Below are 13,294 nucleotides of genomic sequence, written 5' to 3'. Positions count from 1 at the left end.
GGTAACACGGGTTCGAGTCCCGTAGGAGTCATATAAACAGAAGTGAAACATCGCTTCTGTTTTTTTATTTAATTGAATAGAGGAGAGTTGTCCGAGTCTGGCTGAAGGAGCACGCCTGGAAAGTGTGTAGGCGCTTTATCGCGTCTCAAGGGTTCGAATCCCTTACTCTCCGTACAGTAGCTCAGAATGGTTATTTTCCATTCTGAGTTTTTTATAGATATGATATATCAAGTATTCAACTATATTTATCTTAAAATGGATAATATCTTTTTAAAAATAAAACAATCACAAAATAAATTCAAACATGAGTCCTGTTAAGTCATTTAAAAATCGTTATAATATAGAGTGTATAACTATTGGAGGAATGAATTTTGGAATTTTGGTTAAAAGAGCAAAGTATAAAAAACAAAAACAAAATCGCGGTTATAGATGGTCAGTATACATTAACATATAATCAATTATATTCTACAGCGTATCAGCTTTCAAAAAAATTATTATCTTTAAATGAAAGTAGGGTAGGACTATATATTGGAAACGACATTGATTCTGTTATTTTAGTGCACGCATGTTGGTTAGCGCAAATTGAAATTGCAATGATCAATACACGATTAACAACAACTGAAATGACTAATCAAATGAACTCAGTGAATGTTCAACTTATTTTAACTACAAAAGAGTTCGATTTATCTTCACATCAAGTTCTCTCATTTAATCAACTCAATGATTATCCTGATACGCCTAATCATAAACAATTTGATATTCATCGTATTGCATCTATTATGTTTACATCAGGGACGACAGGACCCCAAAAAGCAGTACCTCAAACATTTAAAAATCACTATGCAAGTGCATTAGGTTGTAAAGAAAGTCTAGGATTTGATCAACAAACGACATGGTTATCGGTTCTTCCAATTTATCATATTTCAGGACTTAGCGTGATTTTACGTGCTGTGATTGAAGGATTTACTGTACGTTTATTAAATAAATATAATACTGAAGATATGTTGACTATTATTAAAAACGAATATCCTACACATGTGTCACTTGTGCCACAAACGTTAAAGTGGCTAATGGATGCTGGTTTAAATAAACCATACTCAATTGAAAAAATATTACTTGGGGGTGCTAAATTATCATCCACGCTCATACAACAGGCATTGAGTTATCAATTACCTATTTATAATTCTTTTGGAATGACAGAAACATGTTCGCAGTTCCTAACCGCTTCGCCAGATATGTTAGCTAAACGATATGATACAGTAGGTAAACCAAGTGATAATGTTGAAGTATGTATTAAACAACCTAATGAAGAGGGACATGGTGAATTACTTATCAAAGGCGACAGTGTAATGAACGGATATTTGTATCCTAAAGATTTGGATAACACATTTGAAGATGGTTTCTTTAAAACAGGAGATATTGCAGAAATAGACAGTGATGGTTTTGTAATGGTTTATGATCGACGTAAAGACCTTATTATTAGTGGTGGAGAAAATATCTATCCTTATGAAATTGAAACAGTAGCTAAAACATTCAATGGAATTATAGATGCAGTATGTGTACCTAAAGAAGATGAGACTTGGGGTCAGATTCCAGCGCTTTACTATGTCGCAAGTGAAACAATTGAGGTTAATGATCTTATAAATTTTTTACAAGAACATTTAGCAAAATATAAAGTTCCTAAGATATATCAACACGTCAATGCATTACCTTATACTTCTACTGGAAAATTACAACGTAATAAAGTTGGAACTGAGGATCATTAAATGAAAATCATTGATATACAATTTTATTACTATACCGCGCCGTTTCATTCTCCGATTACGACGCCTAAAGTCGAAATGACACATCGTAAAGCACTCATAGTACGATTTATTTCTGATGAAGGGAAAAATTATTTTGGTGAATGTAATGCATTTGAAACGGATTGGTATGATACTGAAACAATTGAGACAGTAAAAATACGAATACAACAATGGTCAAAAAAGATTTTAAATCAATCATTCAATACATTTAGTGACTGGTTACCTTATCTTGATGTATTAGATAGTTATCCAGCTACTAGATGTACTGTTGTGATGGCGGTTTATCAGATGTTTTATTCACAACCGTGCTTTAACGTTGAATATGGGGCAACAGTAAGTGGTTTATCTTCTTCACAATTACAAACACTTAAAGACACAAAGCCAGCACGTATTAAATTAAAATGGAGTTCTCATCTCATTAACGATATAAAAAAGCTACGCAATGAACTTCCATTTGAATTTAGTCTTGCACTCGATGCAAATGAATCACTGGATATGTCACAATTTCAATTATTAAAAGAGATTGATCAACACAATCTTCTATACGTTGAAGAACCATTTAAAGATTTAAATGATTTAAGCTATATAGATGTTACGCATTATCCTGCTATTGCTATTGATGAAAAAGCAACGGACGTACAATCAATTTTGAAAATTATTCATCAATATCCTATAACTGCGGTTGTGGTTAAACCATTTAGACTGGGAGGAATAGATAGAGCGCTAGAACTCATTCACTTATTAAAAGAGAAAGATATTAAAGTGATCGTTGGTGGGATGTATGAATATGGACTTAGTCGATATTTTACTGCTTTATTAGCAAAAGAAGGGTCTTATCCAGGAGATATTACTCCAGATGGATATTATTTTGAAACAGACTTTACACAAGGCATAGGCAAATTAAAAGAAGGATTGATATATTTCAATCCCCCTAAAGTTAATATAAATGCATTATCTGTTTATGAATGATGATGTGTATGTTTGTCTTTTTTTAAAGGTACGGGATCAAATCCACCTTCATGAAATGGATGGCATTTTAAAATACGTTTTACTCCCATATAGCCACCTTTAAATGCTCCATATACTTCTATAGCTTCTTTAGTATATTCAGAACAAGTAGGATAGAATCGACATGTTGGTGGTGTCATAGGGGAGATGAAATGCTGATAAATACGAATGATGCTTAGAAATAATTTTTTAAGCATAAATAAACCTCCTATAGACATTTGATTATTAAATAATTCTACCATATTTAAGAGGGGGATGAGTGATATGGAGTTTATCGATCAAGATGATAGACGAGTCACGATGCAATATAAAACTGATAACGATATACCGAATGGAAACCACGTTTTAGCTATTCCGATATTTCAAAATCAATTATTATTCACTAAACACTCTAAAAGAGGTATCGAGTTCCCTGGAGGTAAAGTTGAAATTAATGAAACTAGTCAACAAGCGATTGCTAGAGAACTTTATGAAGAAACAGGTGGAAAGGTAGAAGCCTTATATTATATCGCGCAATATCAAGTTCATACCTTTGATAAGTCACTTTTTAAAAAAGATGTGTACGTGATTAAAGTGAAATCAATTGAACATAAACATGATTATTTGGAAACAGAGGGTCCTATATTATTTCATCTAGTTAATGAGATTCCTGAGCACCAAAAAAGTTATTTAATTAAAGATGAAGCAATTTTAAAATGTTTAGAAAGGGTGAAAGATCTTGGGTATTACAAATATTAGAACAATGCCTGTTGAATCCAACACTCATCGATTTGAGGAAATAACTTATACAGTAGACGAATTAAATGTAAAAGCGTTACAGATGATCCCAGCGTATCATAATGTTAAACGAATTGTAGTGTATTTACGTGGTGGAAAAGGGCAAGTTGGTAGAGTAAGAGCTTCAAGACTCATGCAATTTTCTGATCCGTATACATTAGTTATAGGTCCCTATTATAGAGGAAGTAATGGTAGTGAAGGAAAAGATGAATTTTGTAATGCTGATTTACATGATGTAACAGTACTTATTCGATTATTAAAAAATAAGTATCCCCAAGCTTTCGTCCATATGATTGGATTTTCAAGAGGTGGAATTCAAGGTTTATTATCATTTCAGGATGATCCAGTTGATAGTTATATTATTTGGGGTGGCGTTTCAGATGTTCATTTAATGTATGAAGAACGTGTGGATTTAAGGGGAATGCTAAGACGTATGGTAGGTCATCCGAAAAAAGATAAAAAGGCATATGAACAAAGAAATGCGATACGTACGTTGAATCAAAACAGTCCACCTATTTTAATTGTACATGGTGGTAAAGATTGGCAAGTGGGTATACATCAAGCGTATTTTCTTCAAGAACAACTAGAACGTAAAGGGGTCAAACATGATACATTTTATCAACTTGACGAAGGCCATGTCCCAAGACCGAAAGCATTGAAAGAAGTTTTAGATTATATACATCAATGGATGAATAATATAGAACAAGACTTACAAAGATGACTATAACAGTTATCATGTAAGTCTTTTGTTTAGATATATTATTAATGACTAAATCCACCATCTTTAGCAATATCTTTTACTTCATCTCCAAATGTTTTGAAGTTTTCTTCAAAACGTTGTTTTAAGTCATTAGCTTGATGACGATAAGCCTCAGGATCATTCCAAGCATGGATTGGATTTAAAATAGTCTTAGGCACATCTTCCATTTCAGTTGGTATACTTAAACCAAATATTTCATCTTTAGTAAATGTAGCTTGTTTTAGCTTGCCAGAAATAGCTTGATCTACCATATAACGTGTATAATGTAAGCTGATACGACGTCCAACACCATATTTTCCACCAGTCCATCCTGTATTTACTAGATATACATCAACATCATGGTCATCAATTAACTTACCAAGTAAATTCGCATATTTAGTAGGATGCAAAGGTAAAAATGGAGCGCCAAAGCATGTTGAAAATGATGGTTCAGGTTCTGTCACGCCACGTTCTGTGCCAGCTAATTTTGACGTAAAACCACTTAAGAAATGATACATTGCCTGAGATTTAGATAATTTAGAAATAGGTGGAAGTACACCAAATGCATCTGCAGTTAAGAAGATAATTGTATTAGGGTGTGCAGCTTTAGAAGGTAATACGATATTATCGATATGATGAATTGGATAAGCAGCACGTGTGTTTTCTGTGTTCGTATTATCATCAAAATCAACATGGCCACGTTCATTAACAATTGTATTTTCAAGAATAGTACCATATTGAATGGCATTATAAATTTGAGGTTCTTTTTCTTTAGATAAGTGGATAGCTTTTGCATAGCAACCACCTTCAATGTTAAAAATACCATTTTTATTCCAGCCATGTTCATCATCGCCAATTAATTTGCGAGTTGGCGTCGCTGATAATGTTGTTTTTCCTGTACCAGATAATCCAAAGAATAGAGCAACATCACCTTTTTCTCCAACATTGGCAGAACAATGCATACTCATAATATCTTGCATAGGTAATAAGTAGTTCATCACTGAAAAGATACCTTTTTTCATTTCTCCAGCGTATTCAGTACCACCAATTAAAATCACTTTATGTTTAAATGAAACAATAATAAATGTTTCAGAATGAGTACCGTCAACATCTGGATTGGCTTTAAAATGAGGGGCAGAAACGATAGTGAAATTTGGCTTAATATGACTTGCTTCCTCAATAGATTCAGGTCGGATAAACATGTTTTGTGCAAATAAATTATGCCATGCAAGCTCATTGATAATTTTTAATTTTAATTGTGAGTCTTTATCACTTCCGGCATAACCGTTAAAAACGTATAATTCATCTTTTTGATCTAAATAATCTAATACTTTGTTGTATAATTTTAAAAACACGTCTTCATCTATAGGTTGATTAATGTCTCCCCAATCAATATTGTCTCGATATGAAGGTTCGTTAACGATAAATTTATCTTTTGGTGAACGACCAGTATATTTACCTGTACTCATATTAATTGCGCCAAGTTCAGTAAGTTCACCTTCATTATTATTTAAAATCTTGTAATAAAGCTGAGTAGTAGAAAGTTGAAATAAAGTCGTTTCCTTCTCTAATAAGTGTTTGATTTTAGGTGTTTCACTGTATGTATCTATTGACATACAACATCCCTCCAAATATCTATTCATTTATATGTGTAAGCCCTTACATTAAAAAGTATAACATAATAATTTAATTATTCCATTGTAAATAAAAGAACATTTAAAAATCAAAATTGACAATTTTAAAGTATTTATGTAGTATAGGTCTTAACGGATTCTCTTATCCTGAGTGGTGGAGGGACATGGACCCAATGAAACCCAGCAACCTCTTTTTTTAAAAGAAAGGTGCCAAACCGTTTGCAGACGCAATATTTGTCTGAACGATAAGAGCGAATGGACGTTTAAGAGCCTTCTCTCTATCTAGATAGTTGAGAAGGCTCTTTTATTTTAAGCTCATTGTCAAAAGAGAATTTTCGTAAATATAGTTAAAAAAAGGAGCAAATCATGACTTATAATAAACGTTTATTTACATCAGAGTCAGTGACAGAAGGGCATCCAGATAAAATCGCCGATCAAGTATCTGATGCGATTTTAGATGAAATTTTAAAAGATGATCCTAATGCACGTGTCGCTTGTGAAACAACAGTAACAACAGGTATGGCTTTAATTTCTGGTGAAATTTCAACGTCTACATATGTAGATATTCCTAAAGTAGTACGAGAAACAATCAAAAATATTGGTTATACAAGAGCTAAATATGGTTACGATTATCAAACAATGGCTGTTTTAACAGCTATTGATGAACAATCACCTGATATTGCCCAAGGTGTAGATAAAGCACTTGAGTATCGCAATGATATATCTGAAGAAGAAATTGAAGCAACAGGTGCCGGAGACCAAGGATTAATGTTTGGTTATGCAACAAATGAAACCGAAACATATATGCCGCTTCCAATCTTTTTATCACATCAACTAGCGAAACGCTTATCAGATGTGCGTAAAGACGGTACCTTAGGTTATTTACGTCCAGATGGTAAAGTTCAAGTAACAGTAGAATACGATGAAAATGATAAACCTAAACGTATTGACACGATTGTGGTATCTTCTCAACATGCTGAAGACATTGAATTAGAACAAATCCAAAAAGATATTAAAGAGCATGTCATTTATCCGACTGTGCCTGAAGGTTTAATTGATGATGAAACTAAATTCTTTATTAATCCAACTGGTCGATTTGTTATTGGGGGTCCTCAAGGAGATGCTGGTTTAACTGGAAGAAAAATTATTGTAGATACATATGGTGGTTATGCTCGTCATGGAGGTGGCTGTTTCAGTGGTAAAGATCCTACAAAAGTAGATCGCTCTGCGGCATATGCAGCGAGATATGTTGCAAAAAATATTGTAGCAGCTGGATTAGCTGAGCAATGTGAAGTGCAATTAGCTTATGCAATTGGTGTAGCAGAACCTGTATCTATTGCTATTGATACATTTAAAACAGGTAAAGTTTCTGAAGGACAATTAGTTGAAGCGGTAAGAAAACATTTTGATTTAAGACCAGCAGGTATCATTAAAATGCTTGACTTAAAACATCCTATTTACAAACAAACAGCTGCATACGGACATTTTGGTCGTACTGATGTATTGTTACCATGGGAAAAATTAGATAAAGTGAATGTCCTAAAAGATGCCGTTCAAAAATAACATAGGATATATAGCAGTTAATTAGGTTAAACCTCGAAATTATCGTCTATTTCTATTATAATAGATAGATATTGACAGTTTAAAAGGAGCGTTATCTAATGAATTCATTTGGACCGGTTGAGATTGGTTTAATTGCAGCGATAATCATAGCGATTATATGTTTTATTCTATTTTTAGTTGCTTTGAAAAGTAAAAATAATATGAAACACAAAGCGAATGAAGAGTACAATCTCAAGGAGCAACAACTCAAATCTTCACATGAGGAAGCACTTGAAAAAGAACGTATTGAAAATAAAAAACAAGTAACGAAACAAAAAGAAGAATTTGAAGTTACAGTTAATGGAAAAGAACGTGAAATTGATGCTTTGAAATTATTTTCTAAAAATAAAAGTGAATACGTGACTGATATGAGACTCATTGGTATTAGAGACCGTTTAGTTAAAGAAAAACGTATTAGACGTGAAGATATGCATATAATGGCTAATATTTTTTTACCAAGTAATGAGTTTAATAATATTCAACGTATTAGCCATCTTGTGCTTACTAGAACTGGTTTATATATCATTGATTCACAATTATTAAAAGGTCATGTTTATAATGGAATTAGTGGCGCACAATTTCAAGAATTACCAATGCTGAAGCAAGTATTTGATACACTTGATTTAAATACACAAGCGCCTCAAACGTTAGTTCTTGATCAACATGAAGATAATCATTCGAAACTATCATTTATTAATTATTCTGATCAACTTTCTGCAATTGAGAAGTTGGCTACAGATTTACAAACAGAATTAGGACTTAAATATACGCCAACATCAATTTTATATTTTAATCCTAAACATGATAAAGACGTAACGATTTCAAACTATGCACAAAGTTCAAGTGTTAAGGTTTTAGTTGGTCCTGAACAACTTGACGAATTCTTTAACAAATTTGTATTCCATGGACGTATTCAATATAATGTCGATGAATTACAAAATATTATGGATAAAATTGAATCATTTAACTAAGAGAGGCTACCATCAAAATTTTAAATTTTGATGGTACTTTTTTATTATAAGCGATGTTCATAAATATACTTTTAGGGTATATACAGAATAGTTATTTTTAAAGGAGGAAGTAAGATGGACTATATTGAATTCTATAATGGAAATCAAATGCCAATGTTAGGACTTGGAACATTTCGAGTAGAAAATGACGATACTTGTAAAGAAGCAGTTAAACATGCTATTGAATCTGGGTATCGTAGCATAGATACTGCTAAAGTATATGGAAATGAAGAACAAGTAGGCCAAGGTATCAAAGAAGGATTAGAATCAACAGGTTTAAATAGAGAAGATATTTTCGTAACATCAAAATTATTTTTCGAAGATTTCGGACGTAAAAATGTGGCTCAAGCCTACGAAACTAGTATCCAAAAACTTGGGTTAGATTATTTAGATTTATACTTAGTACATTGGCCAGGGACAAATGAAGCCATAATGATTGATACATGGAAAGGTATGGAAGATTTATATAAAGATAATAAAGTTAAAAACATTGGAGTTAGTAATTTTAATCCAGATCATTTTGAAGCATTATTAGCACAAGTGTCAATTAAACCAGTCATTAACCAAGTAGAATTTCATCCATACTTTACTCAAGAAAAACTTAGAAAATATTTAGAAGCTCAAAATATTTATATGGAATCTTGGTCACCATTTATGAATGCTCAAATTTTAAACGATGAAACGTTAAATGAAATTGGTAAAGAAGTTAATAAATCAGCAGCACAAGTTATTATTAAATGGAATATGCAACATAACGTCGTCGTTATTCCCAAATCAGTTACATCAAGCAGAATTGAAGAAAATATAGATGTATTTGATTTTGAATTATCAGCAGAGCAAATGAAACGAATTGATGATTTAAATAAAGATCAACGTATAGGACCTGATCCAGATACATTTGAAGGTCAATAAATTTAATTAAAAAAGAGTGAACTTGTAGGTTAATTGACTACACAGTTCACTCTTTTGTTATATTATAAAACCAATCCAACAAGCAATAAATCCTATAACAAATTGCAATAGAGAATACATCATAAATTTAAAAAGTTTAAAAGACGGTGTTAGACATTGCGCAAGCTCATAAGACATGGTTGAAAATGTCGTTAAACCTCCTAAAAATCCAGTAATAAAAAACATATGTATCCAGTTTAAGTGAATAGAGAGGCCAGTTGTTAAACCAATGAGAAAACTTCCAATCCAGTTGACGATTAAAGTAGCAATAGGTATTGAAGTAGACCATTTGGATTTAGTGACATCAGTTAGCCATGCTCTAACGACAGCGCCTAAACCACCGCCAATCATAATTAAAAGAGCTTGTATCAAGATGTAAGACCTCCTAATGTCATACCTATCCAGCACAAGATAACACCAAAGCAATAACTTATAAATGCATAAACCAAAGCTAAGATAATATGATGGCTGTAAAGTAATGTGACTAACTCAAATTGAAATGTTGAAAATGTTGTTAAAGCGCCTAAAAAACCAGTTGTAATACCTTTTTTAATTTTAGGGTGATCTTTAAATAACTTAATCATTACTACAGATAGATAACCCATAAGAAAAGCACCTGACAGGTTAGCTATCAATGTGCCAATTGGAAAGGTGTTACTTTGATTCATAAAGGAAAACAAAAATCTTAATAAAGCGCCCAACATACCACCTATAAACACGGTTATATATTGCATAACATACTCACCTTTATATATCATTTTATGCGTATTTGATTATGAAAAAATGCCAAACGTTGTAATAGAAGCAAAAATATGGAACAAAATTACTACCAATATGAGATAAGGTAATATGTTAGAAGCGGTCTTAATCCAATCTTTATTTTTATAATTTAAATGTTTAATTGCTTTATCAGAAAATATAATTGAAGCCATAAGGATGACAACATTTACAATACTACATGCAATTAATAAATTTTTTATTGATTTAAATTGAATGCTTAATAAAGGATTAAATGTATTAAAATAAAAGCTAATAATTAAAAGAATAACTGATATATAAAAATATTTTTTTGATTTAGACATAATATACCTCCGATTTATACCATTAAATAATATTACCACATTTAATTTCATTTTAATAGTACCTATATCATAAGGTTTTAATTTTCAGAAAATTCAAAGCAAAACATTCGCATACACAAAAAAAGCATGATATAAATAACTTAACGAAATAGTAAAACATCCTGTACATAAAAAAATAATCATACGTATGGTGTCTTTTCGTAAAGCAAGCTATATTCGTAATATAAGTGAGAAGGGAAGATTTTATGACTCAATTAAATGTAGACGTATTTGCCGATGGTGCAGATATCGAACAAATGAAAGCTGCATACAAAAATAAAGAAGTAGATGGTTTTACAACAAATCCTAGCTTAATGGCAAAAGCAGGTGTAACAGATTATAAAGCTTTTGCAGAAGAAGCAGTACGTGAAATTCCTGATGCTTCTATATCATTTGAAGTATTCTCAGATGATTTAGATACAATGGAGAAAGAAGCAGAAATTTTAAAGCAATATGGAGACAATGTGTTTGTTAAAATTCCAATTGTGAACTCAAAAGGTGAGTCTACAATTGAATTAATTAAAAAGTTATCAGCTGATCATGTTCGTTTAAATGTAACTGCTGTTTATACAATTGAACAAGTTAAAGCTATTACAGAAGCAGTGACTGAAGGTGTACCTACATATATCTCTGTCTTTGCGGGACGTATTGCTGATACGGGTGTAGATCCACTTCCTTTAATGAAAGAATCTGTAAAAGTCGCACATAGTAAAAATGGTGTTAAATTATTATGGGCAAGTTGCCGTGAAGTGTTCAATGTTATCCAAGCTAATGAAATTGGCGCCGATATTATCACTTGTCCAGCAGATGTTGTTAAGAAAGTTAACAATAATCTTGGACGCGATATTAATGAATTGCCAGTGGATACAGTTCAAGGATTTGCAAAAGATATTAAAAGTTCTGGATTATCAATATTATAAAATCACTATATCTAATTATGACCAACCGAGTCTAAGACTACAAATATGTCTTAGACTCGGTTTTAGTGTTATATGAATATCAAAGAGAGGGAGTAATAAAGTATCTTTCTTTTTTATTGAGTTTGTTTTAAAATCGGTGTTCAGTTAAAATTTATGAATATAATTAAATAGAAAGGAATTAAGTTATGGAAGAAACTGCTTTTAGAGAAAAAGTAAGAAAACAATTGTGGTTTTTAAATAAAAAAGAAAAGCAATTATTAGAACATACTTTTGAACAAAATAATGCTTCATTTAATAATGCAGAACAGAAATTTATGAAACCTACTCGTTTTGCTAATCAATTTTTACAGGTTCATATTTTTCGAAATAAACATTTTTCAAATGGATATTTTTTCTTATTAATTATATTATTTGTTCTCACCTACATCCTATTACTAGGATGGTTTTTAGCTGGATTTATCGCAAGTTTAGCAGTAGTCAATCAGTTTATAAATCCTAAAGCAGAATTAAGTCTAATCTATCTTGTATTAATCTTAGTTTTTGCCATTATTAGTTTGGTTGTCAGTTTGTATCTCATAAGATTTGTGACTGCTTTGTTTACTAAAAGATTACTTGAATATAAGTTTAATGAAAAGAAGTCGTCTTATTAATTAAATAGGCTAATAGAATACTTTCTTGCCATTTTTTATAAACTAAAATGTAAGGCTCATCCACTACGCATTGAGCTGAATTATCAAAGGTAATAATGGTTTTATTTTGAGAAGACGTTAATCCAATAATACGTTGCGCATTAAAATATATTTGTATGGGTGCACGTTGATGTTTGATTGGAAATAAAATGACGTCTTTAGAAATATAAATAGGAACTAGTTTATTGATAGATAATAAGCGTTTAGCTAATTTAAGTTGTTGTGTATATGATTTATTAAATTGTTCTAGATAGTATATGACAATCTTTTTAATATGAAAGGGTAGAATCATATCATATGTTTTAAAACAACATTTAGTCTGAATTGTGGAACCTTCTAAAGTTTGAATGTATAACAAATCGAAAGTATTATGAGGTAACATGCCAATCACCTTCTAAATAATATTGCTGAAGTTTGATACGGGCAGAAGATTTATATTTTTTAATTGTAGTGTCTGAGACATTCATCTTTTTAGCGATTTCATATTGTTTGTATCCACGAAGATAATATATCAGCCATTGATATTCATTTGAATTTAAAATATATTTGAAATCATTAAAAAAAGATTCATCTTTCAATGTATAAGTTAAAGAATGATTTAACGCTGCAATATCTAAGCAGTCAATCTTCAATTGCTCCTTTCTAAAAAGATCAATAAGATAAAACTTTAATCGCTGATAAATAAAAGAGGATAAAGATACAGAGGAAGATGGGTTATAAATTTTGGAGATTTCCCACAATTTTATTAATAATAATTGATAAAATTCATCATAATTATAAGTGATACGGTATTGTCTTAACAAATGATGAATCATTTTATGATATTTTATGTGTAATGAACTAAAATCTAAAATAGTTATTCTTTCTCCTTAGTTATGTACATAAACAATATTTCCGGATGTATAAATTCTACATGAGGTATCGTGAATTTTCATTTGCTTAATTTAATAAATAGGTGTTAAATAGTAAACATAGAATCGTTGGATTGGATAATATATGGCTTTAACAAGTTTGTAAGATTAATATTCGACATTTGTA

General features: G+C 31.2%; 16 protein-coding genes, 1 tRNA gene and 1 riboswitch. Of the genes, 10 read left to right on the top strand and 7 right to left on the bottom strand.

What is annotated here, in order from left to right; translation table 11 throughout:
• The first annotated feature begins 81 nt into the window (after window positions 1-81).
• From HMPREF2578_RS01960 to menC, 3 genes are all read left to right on the top strand, one after another.
• Window positions 82-172: transfer RNA gene (locus HMPREF2578_RS01960), tRNA-Ser, on the top strand.
• A gap of 199 nt (window positions 173-371) precedes the next feature.
• Complete coding sequence (gene menE, locus HMPREF2578_RS01955; protein ID WP_017176378.1) at window positions 372-1,766, top strand: o-succinylbenzoate--CoA ligase; 1,395 nt, start codon at window positions 372-374, stop codon at window positions 1,764-1,766.
• Entirely contained in the window at window positions 1,767-2,774 is a 1,008-nt protein-coding gene (gene menC, locus HMPREF2578_RS01950) for an o-succinylbenzoate synthase (protein WP_017176377.1), read from the top strand. It abuts the gene before it with no gap.
• On the opposite strand, the gene yidD is transcribed toward menC, so the two are convergent.
• A complete protein-coding gene (gene yidD, locus HMPREF2578_RS01945) occupies window positions 2,765-3,010 on the bottom strand; it encodes a membrane protein insertion efficiency factor YidD (RefSeq protein ID WP_017176376.1) in 246 nt (81 codons plus the stop codon). The genes menC and yidD overlap by 10 nt on opposite strands.
• Window positions 3,011-3,077: 67 nt before the next feature.
• Here yidD and ytkD point away from each other — a divergent pair, with 67 nt between their 5' ends.
• Both ytkD and HMPREF2578_RS01935 read left to right on the top strand, forming a co-directional pair.
• A complete protein-coding gene (gene ytkD, locus HMPREF2578_RS01940; RefSeq protein ID WP_017176375.1) occupies window positions 3,078-3,551 on the top strand; it encodes an RNA deprotection pyrophosphohydrolase in 474 nt (157 codons plus the stop codon).
• A complete protein-coding gene (locus HMPREF2578_RS01935; protein ID WP_017176374.1) occupies window positions 3,532-4,311 on the top strand; it encodes an alpha/beta hydrolase family protein in 780 nt (259 codons plus the stop codon). The genes ytkD and HMPREF2578_RS01935 overlap by 20 nt, the downstream gene beginning before the upstream one ends.
• A gap of 41 nt (window positions 4,312-4,352) precedes the next feature.
• On the opposite strand, the gene pckA is transcribed toward HMPREF2578_RS01935, so the two are convergent.
• Entirely contained in the window at window positions 4,353-5,945 is a 1,593-nt protein-coding gene (gene pckA / locus HMPREF2578_RS01930; protein WP_017176373.1) for a phosphoenolpyruvate carboxykinase (ATP), read from the bottom strand.
• 157 nt (window positions 5,946-6,102) lie between these two features.
• Window positions 6,103-6,215: riboswitch (SAM riboswitch) on the top strand.
• Window positions 6,216-6,329: 114 nt separating this feature from the next.
• On the opposite strand from pckA, the gene metK reads away from it, so the two are divergent.
• The 3 genes from metK (at window position 6,330) to HMPREF2578_RS01915 (ending at window position 9,487) form a co-directional block, all read left to right on the top strand.
• On the top strand, window positions 6,330-7,526 hold the full coding sequence (gene metK, locus HMPREF2578_RS01925) for a methionine adenosyltransferase (protein WP_017176372.1): 1,197 nt from the start codon (window positions 6,330-6,332) through the stop codon (window positions 7,524-7,526).
• A 98-nt stretch (window positions 7,527-7,624) separates the two neighbouring features.
• The gene (locus HMPREF2578_RS01920; RefSeq protein ID WP_017176371.1) at window positions 7,625-8,536 is read left to right on the top strand and encodes an NERD domain-containing protein; all 912 of its coding nucleotides are present in this window, start codon (window positions 7,625-7,627) and stop codon (window positions 8,534-8,536) included.
• A 114-nt stretch (window positions 8,537-8,650) separates the two neighbouring features.
• Window positions 8,651-9,487: an aldo/keto reductase gene (locus tag HMPREF2578_RS01915; protein ID WP_017176370.1), complete on the top strand. Its 837-nt coding sequence runs from the start codon at window positions 8,651-8,653 to the stop codon at window positions 9,485-9,487.
• 57 nt (window positions 9,488-9,544) lie between these two features.
• Here HMPREF2578_RS01915 and HMPREF2578_RS01910 read toward each other — a convergent pair whose 3' ends face one another.
• Genes HMPREF2578_RS01910 through HMPREF2578_RS01900 form a run of 3 tightly spaced genes read right to left on the bottom strand, consistent with a single transcriptional unit; the run spans window position 9,545 to window position 10,608 of the window.
• Window positions 9,545-9,898: a fluoride efflux transporter FluC gene (locus tag HMPREF2578_RS01910; RefSeq protein WP_017176369.1), complete on the bottom strand. Its 354-nt coding sequence runs from the start codon at window positions 9,896-9,898 to the stop codon at window positions 9,545-9,547.
• The gene (crcB, locus tag HMPREF2578_RS01905) at window positions 9,895-10,260 is read right to left on the bottom strand and encodes a fluoride efflux transporter CrcB (RefSeq protein WP_017176368.1); all 366 of its coding nucleotides are present in this window, start codon (window positions 10,258-10,260) and stop codon (window positions 9,895-9,897) included. The genes HMPREF2578_RS01910 and crcB overlap by 4 nt, the downstream gene beginning before the upstream one ends.
• 39 nt (window positions 10,261-10,299) lie before the next feature.
• Window positions 10,300-10,608, bottom strand: a complete 309-nt coding sequence (locus HMPREF2578_RS01900) for a hypothetical protein (protein ID WP_017176367.1) — start codon at window positions 10,606-10,608, stop codon at window positions 10,300-10,302.
• Between the two features lie 245 nt (window positions 10,609-10,853).
• Between HMPREF2578_RS01900 and HMPREF2578_RS01895 the strand changes: the two genes are divergently transcribed.
• Window positions 10,854-11,567 carry a transaldolase gene (locus tag HMPREF2578_RS01895; RefSeq protein WP_017176366.1) on the top strand — a complete coding sequence of 238 codons (714 nt, stop codon included), beginning with the start codon at window positions 10,854-10,856 and terminating at the stop codon, window positions 11,565-11,567.
• Window positions 11,568-11,752: 185 nt separating this feature from the next.
• Window positions 11,753-12,217, top strand: a complete 465-nt coding sequence (locus HMPREF2578_RS01890; protein ID WP_017176365.1) for a membrane protein — start codon at window positions 11,753-11,755, stop codon at window positions 12,215-12,217.
• Here HMPREF2578_RS01890 and HMPREF2578_RS01885 read toward each other — a convergent pair.
• Together HMPREF2578_RS01885 and HMPREF2578_RS01880 are read right to left on the bottom strand one after the other, a co-directional pair.
• Entirely contained in the window at window positions 12,192-12,638 is a 447-nt protein-coding gene (locus HMPREF2578_RS01885; RefSeq protein ID WP_017176364.1) for a competence protein ComK, read from the bottom strand. The two genes, HMPREF2578_RS01890 and HMPREF2578_RS01885, sit on opposite strands and share 26 nt — an antisense overlap.
• Complete coding sequence (locus HMPREF2578_RS01880) at window positions 12,625-13,071, bottom strand: sigma-70 RNA polymerase sigma factor region 4 domain-containing protein (protein WP_037541109.1); 447 nt, start codon at window positions 13,069-13,071, stop codon at window positions 12,625-12,627. The genes HMPREF2578_RS01885 and HMPREF2578_RS01880 overlap by 14 nt, the downstream gene beginning before the upstream one ends.
• Between the last annotated feature and the right edge of the window lie 223 nt (window positions 13,072-13,294).

It is taken from the genome of Staphylococcus sp. HMSC072H03 (genome assembly GCF_001809305.1).
GTDB lineage: Bacteria > Bacillota > Bacilli > Staphylococcales > Staphylococcaceae > Staphylococcus > Staphylococcus hominis.
This window is presented reverse-complemented; position numbering and strand designations above follow the sequence as displayed.

What these genes read in the sequence shown, in the direction of transcription:
- menC (WP_017176377.1), top strand. Translation starts at nt 1,767, where the DNA reads ATGAAAATCATTGATATACAATTTTATTACTATACCGCGCCGTTTCAT.
- yidD (WP_017176376.1), bottom strand. Translation starts at nt 3,010, where the DNA reads ATGCTTAAAAAATTATTTCTAAGCATCATTCGTATTTATCAGCATTTC.
- ytkD (WP_017176375.1), top strand. Translation starts at nt 3,078, where the DNA reads ATGGAGTTTATCGATCAAGATGATAGACGAGTCACGATGCAATATAAA.
- pckA (WP_017176373.1), bottom strand. Translation starts at nt 5,945, where the DNA reads ATGTCAATAGATACATACAGTGAAACACCTAAAATCAAACACTTATTA.
- metK (WP_017176372.1), top strand. Translation starts at nt 6,330, where the DNA reads ATGACTTATAATAAACGTTTATTTACATCAGAGTCAGTGACAGAAGGG.
- HMPREF2578_RS01920 (WP_017176371.1), top strand. Translation starts at nt 7,625, where the DNA reads ATGAATTCATTTGGACCGGTTGAGATTGGTTTAATTGCAGCGATAATC.
- HMPREF2578_RS01915 (WP_017176370.1), top strand. Translation starts at nt 8,651, where the DNA reads ATGGACTATATTGAATTCTATAATGGAAATCAAATGCCAATGTTAGGA.
- crcB (WP_017176368.1), bottom strand. Translation starts at nt 10,260, where the DNA reads ATGCAATATATAACCGTGTTTATAGGTGGTATGTTGGGCGCTTTATTA.
- HMPREF2578_RS01900 (WP_017176367.1), bottom strand. Translation starts at nt 10,608, where the DNA reads ATGTCTAAATCAAAAAAATATTTTTATATATCAGTTATTCTTTTAATT.
- HMPREF2578_RS01895 (WP_017176366.1), top strand. Translation starts at nt 10,854, where the DNA reads ATGACTCAATTAAATGTAGACGTATTTGCCGATGGTGCAGATATCGAA.
- HMPREF2578_RS01890 (WP_017176365.1), top strand. Translation starts at nt 11,753, where the DNA reads ATGGAAGAAACTGCTTTTAGAGAAAAAGTAAGAAAACAATTGTGGTTT.
- HMPREF2578_RS01885 (WP_017176364.1), bottom strand. Translation starts at nt 12,638, where the DNA reads ATGTTACCTCATAATACTTTCGATTTGTTATACATTCAAACTTTAGAA.
- HMPREF2578_RS01880 (WP_037541109.1), bottom strand. Translation starts at nt 13,071, where the DNA reads ATGATTCATCATTTGTTAAGACAATACCGTATCACTTATAATTATGAT.